The organism is Xanthobacter variabilis (assembly GCF_043831965.2).
Lineage (GTDB): Bacteria > Pseudomonadota > Alphaproteobacteria > Rhizobiales > Xanthobacteraceae > Xanthobacter.
Map to the genome: position 1 here is coordinate 992,618 of NZ_CM195533.1, position 21,053 is coordinate 1,013,670.

Consider the following 21,053-nt stretch of genomic DNA (forward strand, 5'->3'; position numbering starts at 1 on the left):
GTCATGGCAGCAAAGTCATGGGCACGATGGTGACGCTCTCGCCGGGAGGGGCCCCGGGGGCGAGCGCATGCCAGCGGGTGCTGTCCTGGTGGAGGCCATCCAGCGCCCGGAGCTTGGACTTCAGCGCGTCGGTCAACTGGCGCTCCCGCTCCGGCGACATGTTGCGGAAGTCTTCCATGGTGAGATTGATCACCTGGCTGTTGTAGGGAAGGTCCTGCAAGTATTCGCCGAGCAGAGCGCCGAGCGTGCCGGCGCTCTGCACCGCCTCGGGGCGCCGCGCCGCGAGGGCGACGGACTCGCGGAGCTGGCGAAAGAAGTCGCCGCGACTGGATCGCATGGGATCGGTGGCGATATCGACGGCCCGCTTGATGACGTCGCGGAGGGCTGCCAACTCGTTCTTCGACATCAGCAGATAGGGCGTCACCGGCAGCGCCATGCGGTCCGCCGGGTCACGATCGGTGAGCCAGCCCTCGAACACGGGTGGGGCGGCCGTGGAGGTGCGGCTGCCGAGATAGGCGAGCTGCATGGCCAGGCCGACCCGCCCCGCCGTGCCGGAAATATCCGCGCCGCGGCCCGCGCGCGCCTGTTGCAGGCGCCCGTCCATGGCGCCCTTCACCATGAGTTCGAGTTCGTTGGCCAGGGCGTCGATCTGCCGGGCAAAGGCCTGTTGTTCGCCGCCCTCGATGGGAAAATAAAGCGGGGTTTCGGCGTAGAAGGAGAGCTGGCGATAGGCGTTCTCCGCGCTGGCGTGGTCGGCACGGCCGGGTGGCGTCTTCAGGTGCAGCGTGAACAGGGCGAGCTGGTGCTGGCGCTCCAGCATGGTCTGGAGCTCGCGGGGGGCGAGGGCGCCTTTCAGGGCGTCCGCGTCGGCCGGGCGCGGCCCGGCATCGGTGATGAGGATGATGTAGCGGCCGCCGAAGGGCGCCCAGTTCATCTGCTCCATGGCGGTGGCCACGCCGCCGATGGAATCCTCCGTGAAGCCGTCGCTGCTGACGTGGGCCGCTTGGACCTGCCGGATCGCGTCCAGGAAGCGGTCGGCGGTGGAAGTCTCACTGAGCGGCAGGAAGACGCGGGTCACGTAATCGAGCTGCGGCACGATCCGCGTGCTGTCGCGAAAGGCCACCAGGCCGAACCGGAAGCGGTCGGCCTGCGGGCTGCCGGCGATGCGATCGCGCAGCCGCCGGATGGCGGCCTGAACCTCGTCAATGTAGGGCTGCATGGACTGCGTGGTGTCGATGACGAAGGTGATGCCGATCTTGAAGTCGCGCAGCGCGTCCTCCGCGCCCATGTCGGCCCGGGACGCCTGCGCGCGCTCCGACACCGAGGCAATGCGCAGCAGCTTGGCGGCGGGGTTGCCGGGAAGGCGGATCCGCCGCGCTTCCAGAATGGGCAGGATGTAGAATTCGCGGGTGATATCCACGAACCGCGACGGTGCGATGGAGATGACCGGACTGCCCGGCGGAAGTGTGCGCTGGTCCGCCTGCTGGCGCAGCTCGGTGAGGCGGGCGGCGATGTCGGGCGTGGCGTAGGTCTGCTCCAGCGCGTCGGACGTATTGAAGATGAGGCTGCGGGCCCCGTCCGCCGGATTGTTGAAGCCGAGGACGATGGACTGGCGCCATTCGATGGCCTTGTCAGCGGGAATCCAGCCTTCGCTGCCCCCCTGCAGGGTGCGGCCTACCTCCAGATAGCCTGCGCCGGCCTCGTTCGAGCGGCCATAGACATAGAGGATGCTGAAGGCGGGCAGCAGCTCGCTCGGCCGGCCGGCGCCGGGCGCGGTGGTCAGCGGGGTATCGGGGCGGGTGAGAACCCGCTGATAGAGCGAGGTCTTTCCCGGAACTGGAAGCGGCTCACGCGCGTGCGCAGCCGGCCCGCCTCCAAAAGCTGCCGCTACGGCCATCACGAGACCGGCCAAGGCCGATGGAAATGCGCGAATGCGGATGGCGCTCATCGGCGAACCTCGGGAGTGCAGAAGCTGGCGAAATCAAAGGATGCGAAGGCCTCATCGCGGCTTCGCTCCGGATCGGACGCAGCGCGGCACAAGGCGCGCAGGCTGTCCTGGGCCGCAGGGTCGCCCCGCTGGCTCAGCTCCAGATAGTAGATGGCGGCGCTGGCGGCGTCGGGCCTCAGGCGGCCGTGGTCGGCTGCGTTTGGATCGTACCAGCGGGCGAGCTGGAGGGCGGCCGCGGCTCCACCCCTGTCGGCGGACAGGGTGAGGGCCTTGAACGCGATTTCGTCTTCGCCCGTGCCCATGGCTTCGCGCGCGAGAGTGTAAAGCTCGTCCGCGTGGCCGCCCTGCCGGCTGTAGCTCTCATAGCGCTCCTGGAAGGTGGCGGTGGTGTCCGCCAGCGGGAGCATCTGCGTGGCGAACAGGACGCACAGCACCACGATCGCCGCGAGGCCCGTCAATGCCAGCATGCCGCGCCGGCTCCGCCACCAGGCGCGCTGCCGGGGTGGCGGGGGCGCCGCCGCCGCGTGGTCAGGCTCCGGCCCCAATGAGGGGGCGGATGCCTCGGGCTCCGGCGACGCCGGGGCGTCCGTGGGGGCATCCATGGGGGCATCCTTGGGGGCGCCCACGGGGCCGCTCGCGGGCGCAGCCTCGCCCGGGGCGGCCGTGTCCCTCCTGGCTGCGAAGGGCGCCGGCGGGACCGGTGCCGGCCCCGCGCCCGTGGTCGTGAGGGGGGTGATGGCGACGGCGGCTCCATGGCTCACCTCGGGCCAGAAGTGCCGTTCCTCGATGCCGGCGCCGGGCACCTTGATCAGCACGTCCATTTCAAGGGACAGGTGCTGTGTCACCTGGGGCCCGAACAGCCATTCCTGCGCACCGTCGATGGCGCGGACACGGGACGCCTCAATGAGGCATTCGGCGGACTGCCAGCCGGCCGGGCCGAGATGGGGCGTGTCCGCATAGCCGCGGCGGGTGATGGACAAAAGCGGCGCCAGGCCTGCCGGCGGCGCGCTGATGGTGATTGCCGCCCAGCCGGGGGGCAGGCTCTGGTCTTCGCGGATGGTCAGGCGTCGCGTCACGTCAGCCTCGCTGCGCGCTCGGGGCGCCGAGGCGGCGCACATGGTCGAGGATGCTGCCGAGGGCGGCGTTACGGGTGATGTCGATGTCGAGCCCGTCCTGGGACTTGGCGTTGTCCTCCACCACGGCGTGGAAGCCGTACATCCAGAACGACAATGCGTCGTACTCCTGATGTCCGGGGGGCAGGGCCAGCTCGCGGGCGCAATTGGCGGCCGCCGGCCGGGTGAAGAGGGGCACCTGTTGGCCATCGCCATTGGGGGCCAGGGGGCGTGCCGCGGGGGCCGCCTCGCCGAACCGGAAATGGGTGACGAAGCCATTGATGGTGGTGGCGCAGGCGAAGGCCGCTTTTTCCAGCACCGTGTCCGCGCTCTCGCTGATGTTGCCGGCGAGGCGCTCCATGGCCGCGGCCACCGCGTCCTCAAGGCCGGTGCGGCGGGCGGTGGCGGTCAGCTCGTTCACCAGCTCACGCGCCATCCTGGGGTCGCCGCGGAAGTATTGACCGAGCGCATCGCTCTCGCTGGCGGCACGCAGGCCATTGATCCAGAATTCCACGGCGGCGCGCGCCAGCATGGCGGGGATGGACCGACCCGCGCCAGCCGGCCGGCCGTTCGCCCCCGTGCCGTGCGCCGGGTTCGCTGCCGGGTGGCCGGGGCGCGGGGGCAGGCCCGGCATGGGGGGAAGCCCGGGCAGGGGGGGAAGCCCGGGCGTCGGCCGTGGAATCGCGGGCGGGTGGGGCGGCTCGGCGGTGCTGGCCGCGGTGGTGTGCTCCGGGGCCTTGGAGCGGCGGGTATAAGCGCTGTACAGCACCTCGGAGAACAGGTGCTCGGAGCACAGCAGCGCCGTGAGCAGGTCGCCGAAGCGCGCCTCCTGGAAGAGCTGGCCCACATGGGTCAGGATCTGCTGGGCCACCGCCCGGCGCTCCTCCAGCCGCTTTTCCACATCGGTGCTGACATGGAAGCGGCCGACCAGGTCGAGAAGCTGTTCGCACAGGGTTTCGAACCGCGCGGCGACCTGCTGTTGCTTCAGCTCCGGCCGGCAGATGGGCTCCAGGCGCTCGGCCAGATAGCTGACACCGCCGTCATTGGGTCGCAGCCCCTCGTCGAAGGCGCGGCCGGGATCGGCGAAATAGCGCCGCACGCTTGGCACGTTGAGGTAGCCGGCCCGCAGCCGCTCCACGTACTCCGCCCGGTCCGCCCGCAGGCCGATCTCCCGGCGCCGGTCGTCATATTGCATGATCGATTCCGCCGGATAGCTGGGATTGCGGAACCAGAAGACATTGGTGAACGCGGCGCCGGGCACCCAATTGTTGGGCCAATCGTGCGCCTTGGCGAAGAAGCCTTCGATGGAGGAGGACAGGCGGCCCTTGAAGCGGTCGCCGGGATCGGCCAGCTCCTCGCCGGCCTTGTCCACGAAATGGGTGTCGAACCAGGTGAGAACCAGGAACAGGGCCACCGCCTTGCCGGCGCGCTTCTGCGGGGTGGAGCCGTGGGTCATGGAGATCCAGCGGTCGATCATGTCCGGAAGGTCGGTGACCTCCTGGGTGGAGGGCTTGATGCACAGGAGCATGGTGGTCAGCTCCTGCTCGGCCACGTAGCGGTCGAACAGGTAGGCCACCTTGCCGCGCAGGAAGGTTTCCTTCAGCGGGTTGCGGCTCTCGTCAGCCAGGAATTCCGCAAGGTCCAGCCGCTGGCGCGCGCGGGCGCCGGGGAAGTCCAGCAGGTCGGTGTGTTCCAGGAACGGCCAGGGGCGGCTCGTCATGGTGATGTGCAGCTCGGCCACCAGCGCCGTCACCACCGGGCGCGGCAGCGTGATCGGCGTGCCGCGGGCGGAGGTGATGCGCAAGTCCTGCTGGCCCGGCCGGCCGAGCCCCGCCAGGGTCTGCACATCGATGATGCTCTCGCTGCGCGGCAGCAGCGCATCCATGGGGCAATAGGCTTCGGCCGCGAAGCCAAGACGCGCCAGCGCCCCCACCAGCTCGCGATAGACGGCGGTAAACTGCGGCAGCCCGCCCCACAGGAAGGCGAACAGCTCCGCCCGGTCGGCGAGGCTGAGGCGCGGGGCGAGCTCGGCGAGCTCGTCCCATAGGCTGCGCAAGCCCTCGAGGGCGCGGGCCCCCTCGAAACTGCGCTCGAAATAGTCCTGGATGTCCCAGATGTCTTCCGTCGTCAGGCGATTGTCGTCCGGCGCGGCCGGCTGGCGGCGGGCCTCGGCGGCCGCCAAGGCTGCGCGAATGGCCTCGGTGTCCGGCACCGGGCCCTTGCCTGGGGCGCTGTCGAGGAAGGCGGAATTGCCGAGGATCTTGATGATGTCGGCCTCGGACAGCAGCCGCAGACAGACCGGGAAGCCCTCGGGCGTGGTGCGGGGACGACAGGAAAAGCGCGTGACGACGCCGGTGGATTCCCGCTCGCCGCCGGGATTGATCTCCTTCAGGAAATCGATGGGCTCGGCCTGTCCGGCGAAGCTGGCCCGGAGCGATTGCCCGGTGCCGCTCGCCAGCACCGAGACGAGGTAGGACTTGCCCGCCTGGCTGGGCCCGAAGATGCCGACGCAGGCTGGCCGGTCGACCGCGCGGTCGAGCTTCGCCACCTCGGTCACCAGCCGGCGCAGGCCCTTCTCCGCCCCCCCGCGCTCCGGGCCGAGCACGCGCTCGTTTCCAGGATCTTTCACCCAGGCGATGGCCTGCCTCGCTTCGTCGAGGAGCTGCCCGCACTCGGAATGCCAATCGTGCTGCATCACCACACCTAAGCGATCTTGAGGATGCCGGAATCGAGCCAGTAGGTCCCGTCCGTATCCGGTGGCGAGGTATCGAGCTTCAGCTCCATGAGGGCGGTCACGGATCGGTCCTGGGCGTCGGTCGCCTCCTCGATCATGAATTCCTCGCGGGTGGCCTCGCTCTTCAGCAGGGCAAGGGCGGAGGCGTCGGGCTCCACCTCCACCGGCTTGCGGGCGATGATCACCTGGATGGGCGGGGCGAGCTTGATCCTCTCGCTGGGGATCATGCGCAGCCGGTAGAGCGGGGCCGCCACCCAGTCTTCGCGCGCAAGCTGGCGGTAGCCGATGCGAAGGGGCGAGTGATAGGTGAAGGTGAAGCCTTCCTCGCCGCTGGGCTTTTCATCGAGCTCGATGTCGGAGAAATAGATCTTCTCCGTTTTGATCATGCCATCGGTCTCCATCTCGCCGATGAAACGGGCGGTGGAGCGCATGACGATGCCGGAGGTGTAGAGCGTGAAGTTGACAAGCTGGCCCGAGGCCAGGGTCAGCAGCATGCCGCCCACCACGGCCGTGGTCTTGGGATCGCTGATGACGCTCTGGGCCGCGCGCCGGAATGGATACCAGTTGCCCACCCGGTAGTCGGCGATGGCCACCACCCGGTCCACCGTGACGGCGTGGTGGTTGCGGAACAGCCGCACCAGGCCGGGCTGGCAGGAGGGGCGGCCGGTCAGCAGCACCACATCGGCTTCCAGCTTGTAGATGGCGTCGGCGATGTTCCTGAAGATGGTGTCGAAAGTGGCGCGGATGCAGTCATCCAGGGCCTGGAAGTCGAGGGCGACGGGCACATCCGCGAGGCTGAAGCCCACCGCTCCGCGCCGGCGCACATCGGTTTCCAGATAGGCCAGGATCGGGTTGCCGGGCTGAAGCAGCGGCTCCAGCGGCGGAAAGAAATCGGCGAAGCGCCGCGTTTCCGGCACCAGCGCGGGGCCCGCGGCATTCTCCGCCGCCTCCAGGACGGCAAGGGCCACCGGACGCAGCAGCCCCTGCACGAACTGCCGGCGCAAGTGCTTGTCCGCCTCCGACATGCCGGGGCTGTCGTCGGAGAAGCGGTCGCGCAGGAGGTTGCGGGCATAAGCCAGGCCGCAGGCCGTGAGCTGCACCTCTATTGCGGACATCACCAGCCGCTCGATGACCAGTCGCACCAGGTCGTCGCCGGCGCGCCGGAACCCCTCGCGGAAGTTCTGCACGGGGATGAGCGCGCGGTTGTCCACCTGGTGATAGGTCGTCACCATGACGTCCGTGGTGCCGCCGCCAATATCCACGCTGGCAATTCTGAGGCTTTTCTCGGGGCGTTCGGAGATCACCTTGCCGTCCTGGTCCAGCCGTGGCCGCTCCCGCCCCAGCACCTCGAACAGGCGCTGGATGTCGCCGCCGAGCTTCTGCGTGACCTCGCCATAGAGATAGACGAGGTGGACCGAGCTGGCCTCGTCCCAGAAGGTGTGCAGCACCGGCGGCTTGGGGGCGCCGGGTACCTCGGCGGTCCAACCCATCAGCGACCACAGCAGCTTGATGGCCGCCTCCGTGCGCGAGCGGATGATGCGCTGCTCCTGCACCGGGGTGGCGGAAGGAATGGTCATCACGATGGAGCGCAGCCGGCGCGGCGTGTCCTTTTCCCGGTCCTTGCGGCGGGTGCCGGGATTGTTGATCATCATCAGCGCCTGGCTGATGATCTCCACCAGCATGAAGGTGAAGAAGGACGAGCGGGAAAAGCGCAGCATCTCCGCACTGTCGCGATCGGCGGCGCGCACGTTCAGGCCGTATTTCTTCCGGTCGTCTTCCAGCTGGTCGAGAACATCTCCGCGATTGTTCACATAGCGGTAGATGGATCGTTCGATGAGGGGATGGATGTCCGGTCCGTGTCCCTCGGCATTGCGGAATTGCCAGCTCTGCGGCACCGGGTCCACATCCCACAGATAGCGCTTGGGGGAGGACAGGCCGGTGGTGGCCTCGGTGCCTTCCGACTGGCTGCGATAGCGTGCCGCCTCCGGGCCGAGCCGCACCAGGCTCGGCCAGAAGAAGGCGCGGCTGCGACCGGAGCGCTTGGCGAAATCCTCGGCGCCGAACTCTGCGTGCACCAGCTCCACCTTGCTCTCAAACGGGTCGCGATAGGCGAGGATGGGGTTGCCGAGGTCGCGCAGCTCCAGCACCAGGGAGCGGTTGAGATCGACGCCCTGGTCGTTGGGAAAGCTCTGAATGAGCAGCCCGCAGGTACGGCTGTTGCCGACGTCGAGCACCAGGTCCACGTCGATGGGCGCCACCCGCGGGTCGCGGCTCACCGTGTCCACCAGCGTCACCCGCGCGGGGCGTGTCACCTCGCCCAGATAGCCCAGGAAGGTCATGTAGGCGGCCACGTGCTCCAGCACGTGGGGAAAGTCATCCGGCCGCAGGTCGCGGTGGGGAAACTGCCGCTGGCGGGCGTCGCGGAAGATCTCCTTCAGCCAGGCGACGAGCCAGGCCTGGCTGTCCACGGCGGGCGTGCCTGGCCCCTGCGGAAAGGTTTCGTTCTTGAGAAAGCCGGCGATGTCGCGCGGGCGATGCACGAAGCGGAAGGCCTCGCTCTGCACCGCGTCTGTGGGGCTGATGCCGAGATAGGGGCGGCCGGGCACCTCGTTCACCAAGGTGGTGTCGAAGGCGAACACGGCGCGGTGGGTGAACTCGGTGTCGCCATGGGTCTTGCGGGTTTCCACCACCCGCACCCGCACCCAGTCCACCGGCCCGTTGGCATAGGTCTCGTTGCCGAGCGCGTCCCGCCCGGGCTGGATCTTCAGGAACGGAACCGGCACCCATCGGTTGAGGAAAACCTCGATGGCGCGGGTCTTGGAGAGGGAATAGGCGTCGTCCCCGTCGCGTTCGTCGATGGGCGGCTCCGCACTGGGCTGGAATTCGTTCCAGTTGGGCAGGAGCGTGGCTTCAATGGACCCATCGGCGGCCGGCGGCTGCGGCCGTTCGATGAATGCGCGCGAGAATTGTCCCGAACCCTGGAGGTCGAAGCCATATTCGACAAACTGGATCCCGCTCTGCGGGATGAGGGTGAGAGCTTCGACCCCGTTCATCGTCCGGTTGAGCACAGTGTGGACCTCTTCATGGCCGTGTCAGCGGGCATGCTTCAGCTCCGTGACGGGTAGCAGTTGGTTGGGTTCCGTGAGCTGGCCTTCGATCTCGCGAATCTGTTCGCCCTCGCGCACCCTCAGGCGGAAGGGAACGGGCATGTTCGGCTCGCGCTTGCGGTAGAGCTTGACGTAGATCGGATAGGTTCCGCCCTCGCTCAGGCCGTTCTGGAAGGTGATGTTCTCCACCGGGCGGGTGGTCAGGTTCTCGGGCGTGTCGTTGCGGTCCACGTCGAGCGAGCCCCCGCAGTGCTGCCGCTCGCCGCGCGCGAAATGGATGAGCGGCCCCCTGGGGCATTTGATCATCAGGTCGAGATCGTCGGTCCCGTCCCAGATCAGGGTGACCTGAACCTGGCCGCGCCGGTCGATGCGCTGCTCGAAATCCTGGGAACGTGGAGCGGTAGGAGGCGAAGCGGCGGGTGCGGCGCAAGCCTGGCGGCGCGTTGCCACCTGCTCCCGCAGCACCGCCAGCTCGCGATCGAGGGAGAGGCGCGCGACCCGGCTGCCGCAGGCGCCGGCCGGGGAGAAGCCGAAGGCGAAGGTGCCGAACGGCGTGCGCAGGCCGCAGGCCGGAACCAGATAGCCGACGATCAGCCCGAACAGCACCAGCGCCGCCAGCAACAGCAGCAGCGAGGCGAGGAAGCCGCGACTCCAGAGCCCGGCGCCGGCCACCCGCGTGAAAATGGCGGTGCGGCTCGACGGCGGTGCGGCTGTCTGCGCGTCGGCGGCGTGGGGCGTCTCGTTCCGGGCCTGCGGCCGGGAGGAGTCCGCCGGCGGCGTCTGAGGTGTCTGCTCGGGTCGCGGGGAAGGCGCGTCCGCGAGGGTGTTCGGCCGCGGTGCCTGTGGCGCGGCGCCGGGCGCGGCCATGTGGAAGTCCGGGGGCACATCGCTTTCGTGCGCCTGGTGCCCCCACGCCACCAGAACGGGCTTCAGCTTCCCCGCGGTATCAAGTGCGAAGAGGTCCGCGGCGTCGGGATGGAGCGTGGCGTTGCGCAGGGCGATGGCGGCGGCGCTGCGGCCGCCGGGCTGGCCCGCGATCTCGTCCGCCTTGGCGCGGATCTCCGCCAGCAGGCGCTCCGCCTCCGCCCCCACCGCCTGCGCCTGGTCCGGGGGCAGTGAGGACAGCGGCCGCGCGATGCCGTCTTCCTCCACATACCAGTCGATACCGCTGCCGTCGCGCAGCGGAACCGGGTCCGCGAACAGGGCGGCGTGCGCCGGCGTGAGGTGGGCCTTCAGCAGGGCGGCCAGCCGCGCGTGGGAGCGTTCGCCCTCAGAGCCGACCGGCTGCATGCGGGCGAGGGGCGTCGAGACGATGAAGGTGCTCATTGCGGGCCGCTCCCTTGCGGCGCCCCGGCTCCGTTGGCTGTTGCCGGCAGGGCGGCGGGCGGGGTGCCGGCATGGGCCGTGCCGGCGGGTGCCGGTGGGGCGGCGGCGGGCGCGCAGGGCGTGGGCTCTACCTGTGGCTCGAAGCCGTTCTGCCGGAGGAAGGCGACGGCGTCGGTCGCGCTCAGGGCGTAATTGAGCCGGAGCGAGTTTTCCGCATCGGTGCGCACGAAGGTGTTGATGCCCACGATGCGCCCGCAGGAATCCACTAGCGGCCCGCCGCTATTACCCTGTGAGATGGTGGCGGAATGGGCGATGAGGGTGGTGCCGGTGGCACCGGCCTGCTTGGCGGTGATCTCGCCCCGGGTGAGGGCGAGCTGCAGATCCGAAATGCGTTCCGCATCGCCGTCGCGGAAGGCGGCGATGAAGCTCGGATCGCTGGAGATAACGAATGAGGGGAAGCCCGCGGCCACCACGCCGTCGAGCCGCTCGGCGGCGGTGCTGAAGGCCACGGCGGGCGCCTCCACCGGCCGCGACAGCTCCAGCAGGGCAAAATCCTGGGTGGAGATGTCGGAAGAGGCGGAACGTGCCACCACCCGGGCGGGGACGATGGCGGCCAGATGCTGGTTGGTGGCCATCACCTGGCCGGAAATGCCCTCCACCACATGGAAATTGGTGAGCACGTGACGCGGTCCCAAAAGGATGCCGCTGCCCATGGCGACACCGTCGGCGGTGTTGCCGATGAGGAAAACCGTGCTCTGGTCCAGCCGCTGCACCAGCGACGCGCCCGGCGGCACCGGGCTCGCGGGCGGCTGCGGTGCGGCGTCGGCGGGGGCCGGGTTTGGATGGTTCGGAGTGTCCGCCACGCCGGAGCGCGGTCCGCTCCGCTCCGTGCGCGGGGTCGCGGGTGCCGCTGGCGCTGGCGCGCCGTTGGCGGCCGGGGCGCGCTGCTCGGGAGTGATTGCGGAGCCGGCGCGGGGCGCGGGCGTGTCGATACGCGGGGGTGTGAGGGGCGGCGCGCCCGTCTGCGGCGTCGACGGTGCGATCTCGCCCGCCGAGCCGGACGGCACGTCCTGCATGGCGCAGACATCTCCCCTGAGGGCGCCATGGAGCCGGCGGATCTCATCGGTGAGGCCGGCCTCCGCGGCAGGTTGACCTTGTCCCGCCGTCAGGCTTTCCGCGACAGGATAGATGAGATTGCCCGGCCATAGAATGTAGGCCAGGAAAAGCGCCAGGAAGATCACGAAGGCCAGCATCGGGGCGAGGGGACCCGACCACCAGCGCGGGCGTTCGTCGACGGCGACGACCACCGGCTCCCTGAAAGTGTCCGCCGCCTCCCGCGCCGCCGCGCCAAGGGGGGCCTGCGCGACGCGCAAGGTTTCCTGTGGTGAGGAAGGCTGGGCCTCCATGGCGACGGCGGCTGGGGGCGTGCCGTCGAGCTGGTCGGCAGTTGGGGGCGCGGCTTCCGGCGCACGGGTTTCGAGGAAACCGGGTGGCAGCAAGGGGGCCAGCGCCGCCCCGGCCTCGCCCCCGCTCAGATGACCCCAGCGGGTGAGGGCCACATCCTCGCCATTGAAGAAAATATCATTCTCGTCCGGCACGTTGAGCGCCAGCCGCAGCAGCGCCAGGATGGCCGGGTCGGGGACGTCCGCGAGGGCTTGAAGGCGTTCGGCTAGCATCTGGCGCGCGCCGGCGCGCTCGTGTTCGGAAAGTTCGCCGAACGGGCGGAACGCGCCGCCGCGATCGGTGTACCAGGTCACCAGGGTGAGGTTGCGCGCGGCGCTGAACCGGACTTCCGGAATGGCGAAGAAACCCGCCAGCTCACCGCCGCGATAGTCGCCCAGATAGTCGAACAGGCGGCCGAACTGCGCCAGAACCGCCTGCCCGTCGTAATGCGCGACCTCCTGCGGCCCGAACGCGGTGGAGGCGAGAACGGAGATCTGCCCGCTCGCCTTCACCATGACGCACCTGTTCGCGGGTGCGCGCCGCGCGCCGCCGTGGCGCTCCGGAACGCGCGCCGACGGGCCGCCCCGGTGCTCCATGCCCACACGCACGGCGCGGCGATGCGCCGGTCGCCCGACCTTGATGCCTTCCTGTCGCTCACCGGTGCCCCCGCGATCCTGCCTGAATGCCCCACGCGTTTCCGCCTCGATCCGCCCACCCGTCTCCGCGATCCGGCGCGCCGAATGTCGTCATGAGATTGCGGGGGACCATGGCCTCAGGGCCCTGATCCGGCGGCGCGGTCCCCAGGGCCGTGCCGCGTCCATGGCCGCAGCGTCAGAAGCGAATGTCGTTGACGGCCGAGGCCGCATTGGCGGCTGGCGGTTGCAACGGGCGTCCAGAGAACAGGGCCAGCGAGATCTGGTCCACCCGCTCGCCAATCGGCACGCTGATGGCGGCGAAGGTGTCGCAGACGCTGGCAAGAGCCAGGGTCTGCTCGCCGGGGCCGCCATTGGCGGCGTCCCGCGTGAAGGAGCCCATGCCGGCGCGCACGACGGGCAGCGCCTGCTGGCGGCAGGCTTCGCCGGACGCGAGCAGGGTGTCTGGCGCGTCCACCAGCGCGGCGTAGCGCTCGCGCATGCGGTTGACGACGCCGCCGCGCTCGGCTGCGATCTTCAGGCGCACGGTGCGCATCACCAGGTAGGCGGAGGCCTCCGGTGCGCCGGAGAGGGCCACCAGCACGGTGTCGGACATGGTGTCCGTGGCCATGCTGCACGACACGGTGGAGCCCTGCTCGCGGCAGTCACTGAAGCCGGCCTGCGACAGCTTCGCCCGGATGTCGCTCCGGCTGTCCAGCGGGCGGATGCCGAACACGTCGAGGTCGGGCATGACGCGCTCAGGCGTTCCGAAGGAGACGTGCCCGGGGACGGAAGCCGCCGTGGTCGACGCCGAGAGCACTGGCGCGGACGGTGCATCCTGAGCGGGTGGAAGCGGCGCGGCCTGCTGCACAGGCAGCGGGGTCGCGCTGGTCGTCACCTTCAGCGTCTCATATTGCTCGGCGGTCATTTCCCCGGTCTGGGGGTGGCCGAGGCTCATCTGAAACGCGCGGATGGCGGCGCGGGTCTGGCTGCCGGCAACGCCGTCGGGCGTTCCGGCGTCGAACTCCAGGGTGTTGAGGCGGGCCTGGATATCGGCCACCCGCTCACGCTCCGCGGCCGCGCGCTGGCGCGCCGCCTGGTCCTCGGCCGAGGGCTGCTGGCGGCGCGGTGCGCTGGCCGGCGCGCGCTGGCGTGCTGGCGCCTGATACTGTGGCTGCGGCGGGTGAGCGAGCCCGTGCAGCACCGCGCCGCCGATGATGCCCGCGCCGATGCCAAGCAGAACGTCCCGCGATCCCGCCTCGGCGGAGTTTGCCACCATCATGGTGGAGAGGAGGATTGCCACCCCCGAAAAGCCACGCCGCCCCATGTTCCTGCACACCCGATCATGGCCAATACCCGCAATGATTGTGCAATGGCTAATACGCGCGATCAAGTTGTTTATTTTTCGTTACGTCGCCGCGCGAGCCTCCTGAGAGGCCGCCAAGAGGCAACCGCTGGCGCCGGCGGCCCGTGCCTGCGCTCCGGCCATGGCGCCTCTTGCGCGCATGCCGCCAAGCGCACCGGATAATTTTATCGATGTTGATCAGGTCTCCCCGGCAATCTGGCGCGGGGGAAGCGCGATTCCGCCACAATTATATTTCTGAAGTGGCGAGCTCATCGAGTTTCATTGATGCGATTGCTGCTGGTCGAAGACAACAGGCACTTGAATCTTCTGGTCGCCGGCGCGCTGCGCGGGGCGGGTTTTACCGTCGACGCCGTGAGTAATGTTTCCGATGGGGAAGCTGCGATAGCGGTCGCGACCTACGATGCGGTGGTGCTGGATCTCGGCCTTCCGGACCGCGATGGCATGGAACTGCTGGAGATCGCCCGGCAGCGCGGCGTGTCGACGCCCATTCTGCTTTTGACGGCACGCGACGATGCGTCCTCGGTTGTGGCCGGCCTGAATGGCGGCGCAGATGACTATCTGCGCAAGCCGTTTGACATGGATGAGCTGATCGCGCGGGTGCGAGCCCTGCTGCGGCGGCCGCGCGCCGCGGTCAGCCCGGTGCTGCACGAAGGCAATGTGGAGCTGGACGCGGCGGCGCGGCGCGTGCGCATTGGCAGCAGCGTGCTCGACTTGAGCCGCCGCGAAACCGCCGCCCTGGAACTGCTGATGCGGCGGGCGGGTACCGTCATTTCAAAGCCGGCGCTGGAGGACACGCTGTATGGGTTCGGCGAGGAAGTGAGCTCCAACGCCATCGAGGTGCTTATTCATCGTCTGCGCCGCAAGCTCGCCAGCATCGGCGCCGACGTTGAGATCCACACCCTGCGGGGCATCGGCTATCTGCTGGCGGGGCGGCAGGCGTGAGGCGCGTTTTCCGCGGCCTGTTCGGGCGTCTGATGCTGGGCATGATCGCGGTCAGCGTGCTGGCGGTCTGCATCACCGCCGTCTTCCTTTACATCCGCTTCGACGCCATCAACACGCGCTTTCGCGAGGGCACGCTGCACAGCTTCGCCGTGAGCATCGCCAAGGACGTGCACCTTGCTAAGGACGTGCACATGGCGGGAGGCGAGGTGGTGGCCACGATCCGCCAGTCCACGACCCGGCGGATGAACCAGGAAGGGGGCCACTTCATCGTCCTCGGCCCCAGTGGCGCACGCCTCGCCGGCTCCGCCGACACCCGTGAGGCGCTCATGCCGGTGGAGGACGTGGAGGAGCATTATTTCGAGCTGCCCAGGGGCAATTCGCCGGAAACGCTCTATGGCGTCTCGCTGCGGCTCGATGGCTTTTCGCCACCGGCTTATGTGCAGGTGGCCTTTCCCAGCAGCGATGTGGTGTTCGATTCAGTGCTGGAGGAGTTCCTGCAGGACATCGCCTGGCTCTGGATTCCGTTCATGCTGCTGATGCTCGGCACCAATCTCCTGGTGGCCCGCCTCGCGCTGCGCCCCCTGGAGCAGACCGTCACCGAGGCCGAGGCGATCCAGCCGGGCGGGGTTTCCGTCGCCCTGAGCGAAAAGGGGCTGCCCGACGATGTGCTGGCCTTGGTGCGGGCGGTGAACCTGGCACTGGAGCGCCTGCGCGAGGGCTATCGCGCCCAGGAGGAGTTTTCCGGCGACATGGCGCATGAGCTGCGCACGCCGCTGGCGGTCATGAAGGCGCAGCTCGCGGTGGTGGATGCGCCCTATGCGCGGGTGCTCGAACGCGAGCTGGCGGGCATGGAACGGCTGGTGGAACAGCTTCTGGACCGGGTGCGCCTCGGCCGCTTCCGCATCGAGCCCGGCGATGAGGTGGACCTTCGGGAGGTGACGCGGGAGGCGGCCGCCTTCCTGGCGCCGCGGGTGATCGCGCGGGGTCGGCACATCGAGGTTCTCGCCGGCGCTGAGCCGGTGATCGTGCCCGGCGGCCGCGACGATCTGTTCCGGGCCGTCCGCAACCTTGCGGAAAACGCGCTGGAGCATGCCCCCGAAAACAGTCTCATCACCTTGGAGGTCACCCCGCGACCGGCCATCCGGGTGATTGATCGCGGGCCCGGCTTTCCCTGCCCGCTGCTGGATGCCGAGGGGCGGCGGCGCCGGCTGGTGCGCAGCGATCGGCGCGAGGGGGTGGGGCTCGGCCTCGCCATCGTCGAGCGCACCATGCAGGTGCACGGCGGCCGCCTGGAGCTCACCAACCCCGCGACCGGCGGCGCCTGCGCGGAGATGATCTTCACCGCCCTTGCGCCGGGCCATGGGGCGTGAGGCGGCGCCTCAATCTTCCGGCCGCCGCGCGATCGCGACCAGCCCCTTCATGCCGAACGGCAGCGCGAGCGGCCGCACACTGACGGCCGATGGCGGGAAGCCGTTCACCAGCAGGCGACGCAGGTCGTCTTCATCATATGTCACATGGGTTTGCGGTCCGGCGAAGGGCCAGCGGGCCATGGTGGCGCGATCGGTGACATACAGAACCGCGCGCCCGCCGGGCCTCAGCACGCGGGCAATCTCGCTGACCGCCCGGCCGGCCGGGTCGAAGAAGTAGGCGACATTGACGGCAAGCACCCGATCGAAGCTCCCATCCGCCCAGGGCAGGTGGCGGAAGTCACCGGCCGCGAGGGACACCCGGCCACCGGCGATGGCCTCGGCATTGCGGGCGCGGGCGAGCTCCAGCATGGCCTGCGAGCCCTCCAGGCCCGCCACATGGCCGCGCGTCACCCGCCGGGCCAGCTCCGCGAGCCCGGCCCCGGGGCCGAAGCCGATCTCCAGCACCCGGTGGTCCGGATAGGGCCCGAGCGCGGCGATGGCGTGGCGGTACGGCCGGGCATTGATGCGGGCCATGAGGCGGCCCGTGAGCGCGCCCCACGGGCCTTCCGGATGGGCGAGCTGGGCGCCGAGCCGGTGCCACAGGCTCCGGTCCGGATCGAGCGCCGCCGTCGGCGCTGCCGGGGCGCCGGGTTCGGGACGGGTCATAGCTTGGCCTTGATGGTGTCGAGCTTCTCGCGGATCACGAGGCGGCGGTTTTCATCCCACAGCGGCCGGTCCGGATGGGTGGGGATGGCGAGGGCATGGGTGAAGGCTTCGCGCGCCTTCGCGTATTCGCCCTGGCTCAGCAGGAAGTCGCCGTAGAAGTACCAGGCGTCCAGGCCGTTGGGGGCGGCCGCAGTGGCCTGCTCCAGCAGGTGGCGGGCCTTCGCCTTGTCGCCGAACGCCACCGGGAAGCTGGGCACGCGATAATAGAGCACGCCGAGGCTGGTGGGGGCGCCGGCCTCCAGTGCGTCCGGGTTCATCTTGTAGGCCTTCTCCAGCGTGTCGCGGGCGCGCGTCGCCAGCGACAAAGCGGAAATGGGATTGACCATGGACGCCCGCTCGCTGGTCACGACGCCATCCCAGATGAGCGCCTCCACCCGGTCCGGATACTTGGCGGCGAGGGCGTCGGCCTCGGTGCCGAGGGCGTTCATCTGCTCGGTCTGCTTGTCGCCCTCGGGCACCGTGAACTTGATGGTCTCCCATTTGATCTGGAGCTGCTTCACCTGGGCGCCCAGGGCATCGTCCGCCTGGGCGGCGGTGGTCCAGGCGGCGGGGGCGGCCAGCAGCATAAGGGCGGTGAGGCCGGCGTGAAGCCGGGTGTGCGAAGAGGTTCGCATGGATCTTGTCCTTGGAATGAAGTGGGGGAGGATGTCCGGGCGGCCGTCTCAGGCGGCGGCCGTGCGGGACAGGGCGCGGTCGATGAGCTTGGGGGCGAGGCGCTGGACCAGCACGAACAGGCGTTCGGCGCCCGGCGGATAGGTTTCGTCCCGCTCCCGTTCCACCGCACGCCAGATGCCGGCGGCGACCCGCTCCGGCGCGTCGAGGGTCATGCCCGTGGCAGCGATGAGCCCGTCGAAGGCGGAGGCGGCATCAGTGCGGGTGGCGCGCGGCGCCGCATAGGTGACACCGATGCCGAGCCCCTTCCATTCCCGCCGCAGGGCGCTGGAAAAGCCCCGCAGCGCGAACTTGGAGGCGGAATAGGCGGCAAAGCCGGGATAGGCGATGTCGCCGAACATGGAGCCCACATTCACCACCCGTGCCGGCCGCGCGGCGGCGAGCAGGGGCGCCAGTTCCCGCGTCAGGGCGATGGGCGCGGTCACATTGGTGTGGAACAGCGTGTCCAGCGCCGCATCGCCCACCTGCTCCACGGGGCCGCCCTCCACCACGCCGGCATTGTTCACCAGCACGTCGAGGCCGCCCCATTCAGCATCAATGCTCGCGGCGATGCGGGCGCGATCGGCGGCGCAGGTGATGTCGGCGGGGATCAGGAGCGGCGGCGTCGCGCCCGGCAGGGCGGCGGCGGTGTCCCGCAGCGCGGCGGGCCGGCGGCCGCACAGGGCCACGTCCATTCCGCGCCGGGCCGCTTCCTCCGCCAGGGCCCGGCCGATGCCCGAGCCGCCGCCGGTGATGAGGACGCGCTTGCCTTCAAGCCGCATGGCTCAGCTCCACGCCGGCGCCGAGATCGCGGAAGATGTCGCCGTAGAGGCGATAGAACATTTTCGAGTGATCGATGATGATGTCTTCGATGACCGGATCGTTGAAGCTGTCCACCAGGGTGCGGAAAAAGGCGACATGCTCCTGGTCGAGGCTGCCATGGGTTGTGAGGTAGGAAAAGCCGCCTTGCCCGCCGGCGCCGAACTGGCGCTGGAGAATATCCGCCAGCCGGTCGGCAAGGCGCACCGACATGCCTTCCAGCACATGGACCGAACCCAGCATGGCATAAGGGCTCACATGCTCGATGGCGTGATAGGCGAAGGCGACCATGATGCGGCAGGCCGGCCCCGGTGGGCCGTTGCGCACCGCCTGCGCATCGCCCCCCATGGCGGCGATGTCGTCGAGGATCCAGGCTTCGTGCCCGCGCTCCTCCTCCATGTATTCCAGCAGGGCGGCCTGGTAGCGCCCGTCGGTGGTGCGGGCGGCGGCGAGCGCCAGCAGGGGGAAGGTGTGCTTCACATGGTGGTAGGCCTCGGTCAGGAAGGCGACGTAAAGGTCGCGCGACCCGCCGGAGGTAAGCGCCTGCTGCACCAGGGGAATGGAGAGGAAGCGCTCACGCTCGGGCGCGGTTGCCTCAAGAAGACGGTCGTGGAAGCTCATGGTTCGACACAGCTCTCGGCAGGGGTGGGAGAGGAAGAGGCGGCCCCCGCGCGCTGAAGCAGCGCGCGGGCGATGGCGCGGCGGATGCGGCCGTTATCGGTGAGGAGCCCGCATGCGCGCGCCTCGGAGAGGTCCAGCACCGCGACGCGCACGGGGCGGGCATAAGCGGGCAGGGCCGCGCAGCTTTCGGCAAGGCGCGCCACCCGGCCATGGGGCGGGGCCGCGGCGAACCAGCCGGCGGCGGCCGGGGTGGGGACGATAAGGGCCGCAAGCTGGCCCTCCGCCTCGCCCACCGCGCAGGCGGCGATGCCGGGATCGTCGAGGATGGCGGTTTCCACCCATTCGGGGCTGACGTTGCGCCCGTTGGCGGTGACGATGAGATTATCCTTGCGGCCGTGCACCATGAGATTGCCGTGCGCGTCGAAGGCGCCCAGGTCGCCGGTGGCCCAGGGGCGCGCCGCACCGCCGCCGCCCAGATAGCCATCGGTGACGGAGGGACCCTCCACCAGGATCTCGCCATCGCGCACCGTGACGGTGAGGCCGGGCAGGGGCGTGCCCACGGTGCCCGCCGCGCGCAGGCCGGGCCGGTTCACGGCGACCACCGAGCAGCATTCGGAAAGGCCGTAGCCTTCATGGACGGGAATGCCGAGCCGCCAGGCCGCATCCGCCAAGCGCGGCGGCACCGGCGCGCCGCCGGCGGCCACGAAGCGCAGGCTGTCCGGAGCCCGGGCGCCGGTGGCCAGGAGTTCCCCCGCCCATACCCGCAGCAGCTCGGGCACCACCACGCTGGTGGTGGGGCGGTGGGCGGCGAAGGCGGCGGCGATGCCGCGCGGGGCGCCCCGCGCCACTCGGTCGGACAGGGCGGTGTCGAAGTGGGTTCGCCCGCCCACCAGGGCCGGCACGAAGACCGCGCACAGGTTTTCCAGCAGCAGCGACAGCGGCAGCACCGAAAGATAGGAGTCCGCTTCCCGCGCGCCGATGGCGGTGGCGAGGGCCGCCGCCTCCCAGCCGAGCTGGCCGCTCTCGTGCCGCACGCCCTTCGGCCGGCCGCTGCTGCCGGACGTATAGATGACCGCGCCGAAGCCCTCGCGGAACACCGGCTCGTCCCCCTCGTCCCCGGTGATGGCGACGGTGCGTGCCGGAAGCCCGGCGGGCGCCCCATCCCCGGTCGTCAGCACCAGCTCGATGCCGGCATCGTGGATCACATGGTCGAGCTGCTGCGGGCTGAAGAAGGGCGGCAGCGGCACCGCGATGCGTCCGGCGGCGACGCAGGCGAGCTGGGCTACCGCCCATTCCCGCCCATTGGGCAGCAGCAGGCCGACCACGCGCGCCCCATCGGGCAGGCTCGCGGCGAGCCTGGCGGCATTGGCCAGGAGGCAGGAGCGCGTGAGCGTGCCCCGCTCATCGGAAAAGGCGATCTTGTGCGGGTCGCGACGGGCGAGCCCCGTCACCGCCTCAAGGAAGGAGCGCATGGGACACCGCCGGCTGCGAGGGCCCCGTGGCCAGGGAGAAGGACGCGCGCGCCACGCGGGCGCCGCAGACACCGAACACCTTGGGTTCGGTCTCGTAATAGCGGCCCCAGGCCTCGGCGCCGGGGATGCGCGCGGGGTCCGCGTCGGCGAGCTGAATGGGAGCGAGGTGCCGGCGCTGTACCAGCAAGGCGAGCCGCCGGGTGAGCGTGAAGAAACACCATGACAGGCCGTTGCTGGCGCCGAAGGCGATGATGTCGTCGATGAAGGTGGAGAGCTCGCGCGGGGAGCGGCTCGCCAGGGTCGTCACCTCGAACACGTCCTCGCGCTGGACCCGCTGGCCGGCGGCGCGGGAAAGCGCGGCTTCCACCGGCTCGTCCAGGTAGCGCTCGGAGAAGAAGCCGTCGCCGGGCAGCCTCAGGCCGGCGGCGCAGTGGATCTCGCCATCCGCCCCGGTGCAACAGAGGAGCTGGCGGGCGAAGCGCGCGATGCGCGCGTCATATTGGCGGCCATAAATGTTCTGAATGAAGGCTTCCACGTCGACGCGGTCGGCGTCGTCGGGCTCCGCGATGTGCACGAATCTCATTTCCGCTCGTCCTGCCGTGAGGAACGAGCGGACCTTGCAAAGCTGAGCTTACAGGCCGCTTACGGGCACACGGTGCGCGCGGGGAGATTGTTGGGCCACTTTGTGGCACCGCTCCCGGTTGTCGGCCGGCACGGCTATGCAGCCCGCCGCGTCCATGCGAAA

Annotated in this window: 15 protein-coding genes; 2 read left to right on the plus strand and 13 right to left on the minus strand. The window is 69.8% G+C overall.

Going from position 1 to position 21,053, the window contains the following annotated elements:
* Position 1: 1 nt before the first annotated feature.
* The 7 genes from V5F26_RS04335 to V5F26_RS04365 form a co-directional block, all read right to left on the minus strand.
* Complete coding sequence (locus V5F26_RS04335; protein WP_394947829.1) at positions 2 to 1,948, minus strand: vWA domain-containing protein; 1,947 nt, start codon at positions 1,946 to 1,948, stop codon at positions 2 to 4.
* Positions 1,945 to 3,024: a hypothetical protein gene (locus V5F26_RS04340; RefSeq protein WP_394947828.1), complete on the minus strand. Its 1,080-nt coding sequence runs from the start codon at positions 3,022 to 3,024 to the stop codon at positions 1,945 to 1,947. Before V5F26_RS04340 ends, V5F26_RS04335 begins: the two co-directional genes overlap by 4 nt.
* Before the next feature lies 1 nt (position 3,025).
* Positions 3,026 to 5,755: a virulence factor SrfC family protein gene (locus V5F26_RS04345; protein ID WP_394947827.1), complete on the minus strand. Its 2,730-nt coding sequence runs from the start codon at positions 5,753 to 5,755 to the stop codon at positions 3,026 to 3,028.
* An 8-nt stretch (positions 5,756 to 5,763) separates the two neighbouring features.
* The gene (locus V5F26_RS04350; protein WP_509210539.1) at positions 5,764 to 8,862 is read right to left on the minus strand and encodes a virulence factor SrfB; all 3,099 of its coding nucleotides are present in this window, start codon (positions 8,860 to 8,862) and stop codon (positions 5,764 to 5,766) included.
* A 24-nt stretch (positions 8,863 to 8,886) separates the two neighbouring features.
* Positions 8,887 to 10,227: a hypothetical protein gene (locus V5F26_RS04355; protein WP_394947825.1), complete on the minus strand. Its 1,341-nt coding sequence runs from the start codon at positions 10,225 to 10,227 to the stop codon at positions 8,887 to 8,889.
* Positions 10,224 to 12,185, minus strand: coding sequence for a trypsin-like peptidase domain-containing protein (locus V5F26_RS04360; RefSeq protein WP_394947824.1), 1,962 nt, complete (start codon positions 12,183 to 12,185; stop codon positions 10,224 to 10,226). Before V5F26_RS04360 ends, V5F26_RS04355 begins: the two co-directional genes overlap by 4 nt.
* A gap of 316 nt (positions 12,186 to 12,501) precedes the next feature.
* The gene (locus V5F26_RS04365; protein WP_394947823.1) at positions 12,502 to 13,605 is read right to left on the minus strand and encodes a peptidoglycan-binding domain-containing protein; all 1,104 of its coding nucleotides are present in this window, start codon (positions 13,603 to 13,605) and stop codon (positions 12,502 to 12,504) included.
* A 327-nt stretch (positions 13,606 to 13,932) separates the two neighbouring features.
* Here V5F26_RS04365 and V5F26_RS04370 point away from each other — a divergent pair, with 327 nt between their 5' ends.
* Together V5F26_RS04370 and V5F26_RS04375 are read left to right on the plus strand one after the other, a co-directional pair.
* Positions 13,933 to 14,610, plus strand: a complete 678-nt coding sequence (locus V5F26_RS04370; protein ID WP_234052776.1) for a response regulator — start codon at positions 13,933 to 13,935, stop codon at positions 14,608 to 14,610.
* Positions 14,607 to 15,980 carry a sensor histidine kinase gene (locus V5F26_RS04375; RefSeq protein WP_394058297.1) on the plus strand — a complete coding sequence of 458 codons (1,374 nt, stop codon included), beginning with the start codon at positions 14,607 to 14,609 and terminating at the stop codon, positions 15,978 to 15,980. Before V5F26_RS04370 ends, V5F26_RS04375 begins: the two co-directional genes overlap by 4 nt.
* A gap of 9 nt (positions 15,981 to 15,989) precedes the next feature.
* On the opposite strand, the gene V5F26_RS04380 is transcribed toward V5F26_RS04375, so the two are convergent.
* The 6 genes from V5F26_RS04380 to V5F26_RS04405 are packed head-to-tail and all read right to left on the minus strand — an operon-like array spanning position 15,990 to position 20,891.
* Positions 15,990 to 16,685, minus strand: coding sequence for a class I SAM-dependent methyltransferase (locus tag V5F26_RS04380; RefSeq protein ID WP_394947822.1), 696 nt, complete (start codon positions 16,683 to 16,685; stop codon positions 15,990 to 15,992).
* Positions 16,682 to 17,359, minus strand: coding sequence for a tetratricopeptide repeat protein (locus V5F26_RS04385; RefSeq protein ID WP_394058294.1), 678 nt, complete (start codon positions 17,357 to 17,359; stop codon positions 16,682 to 16,684). Before V5F26_RS04385 ends, V5F26_RS04380 begins: the two co-directional genes overlap by 4 nt.
* A gap of 48 nt (positions 17,360 to 17,407) precedes the next feature.
* Complete coding sequence (locus tag V5F26_RS04390; protein ID WP_394947821.1) at positions 17,408 to 18,178, minus strand: SDR family NAD(P)-dependent oxidoreductase; 771 nt, start codon at positions 18,176 to 18,178, stop codon at positions 17,408 to 17,410.
* A complete protein-coding gene (locus V5F26_RS04395; RefSeq protein WP_394947820.1) occupies positions 18,168 to 18,836 on the minus strand; it encodes an iron-containing redox enzyme family protein in 669 nt (222 codons plus the stop codon). Before V5F26_RS04395 ends, V5F26_RS04390 begins: the two co-directional genes overlap by 11 nt.
* Complete coding sequence (locus V5F26_RS04400) at positions 18,833 to 20,308, minus strand: AMP-binding protein (RefSeq protein WP_394947819.1); 1,476 nt, start codon at positions 20,306 to 20,308, stop codon at positions 18,833 to 18,835. Before V5F26_RS04400 ends, V5F26_RS04395 begins: the two co-directional genes overlap by 4 nt.
* Positions 20,292 to 20,891 (minus strand): thermostable hemolysin, encoded by a 600-nt coding sequence (locus V5F26_RS04405; protein WP_394058287.1) that lies wholly within the window; start codon positions 20,889 to 20,891, stop codon positions 20,292 to 20,294. The genes V5F26_RS04400 and V5F26_RS04405 overlap by 17 nt, the downstream gene beginning before the upstream one ends.
* Positions 20,892 to 21,053: the final 162 nt, after the last annotated feature.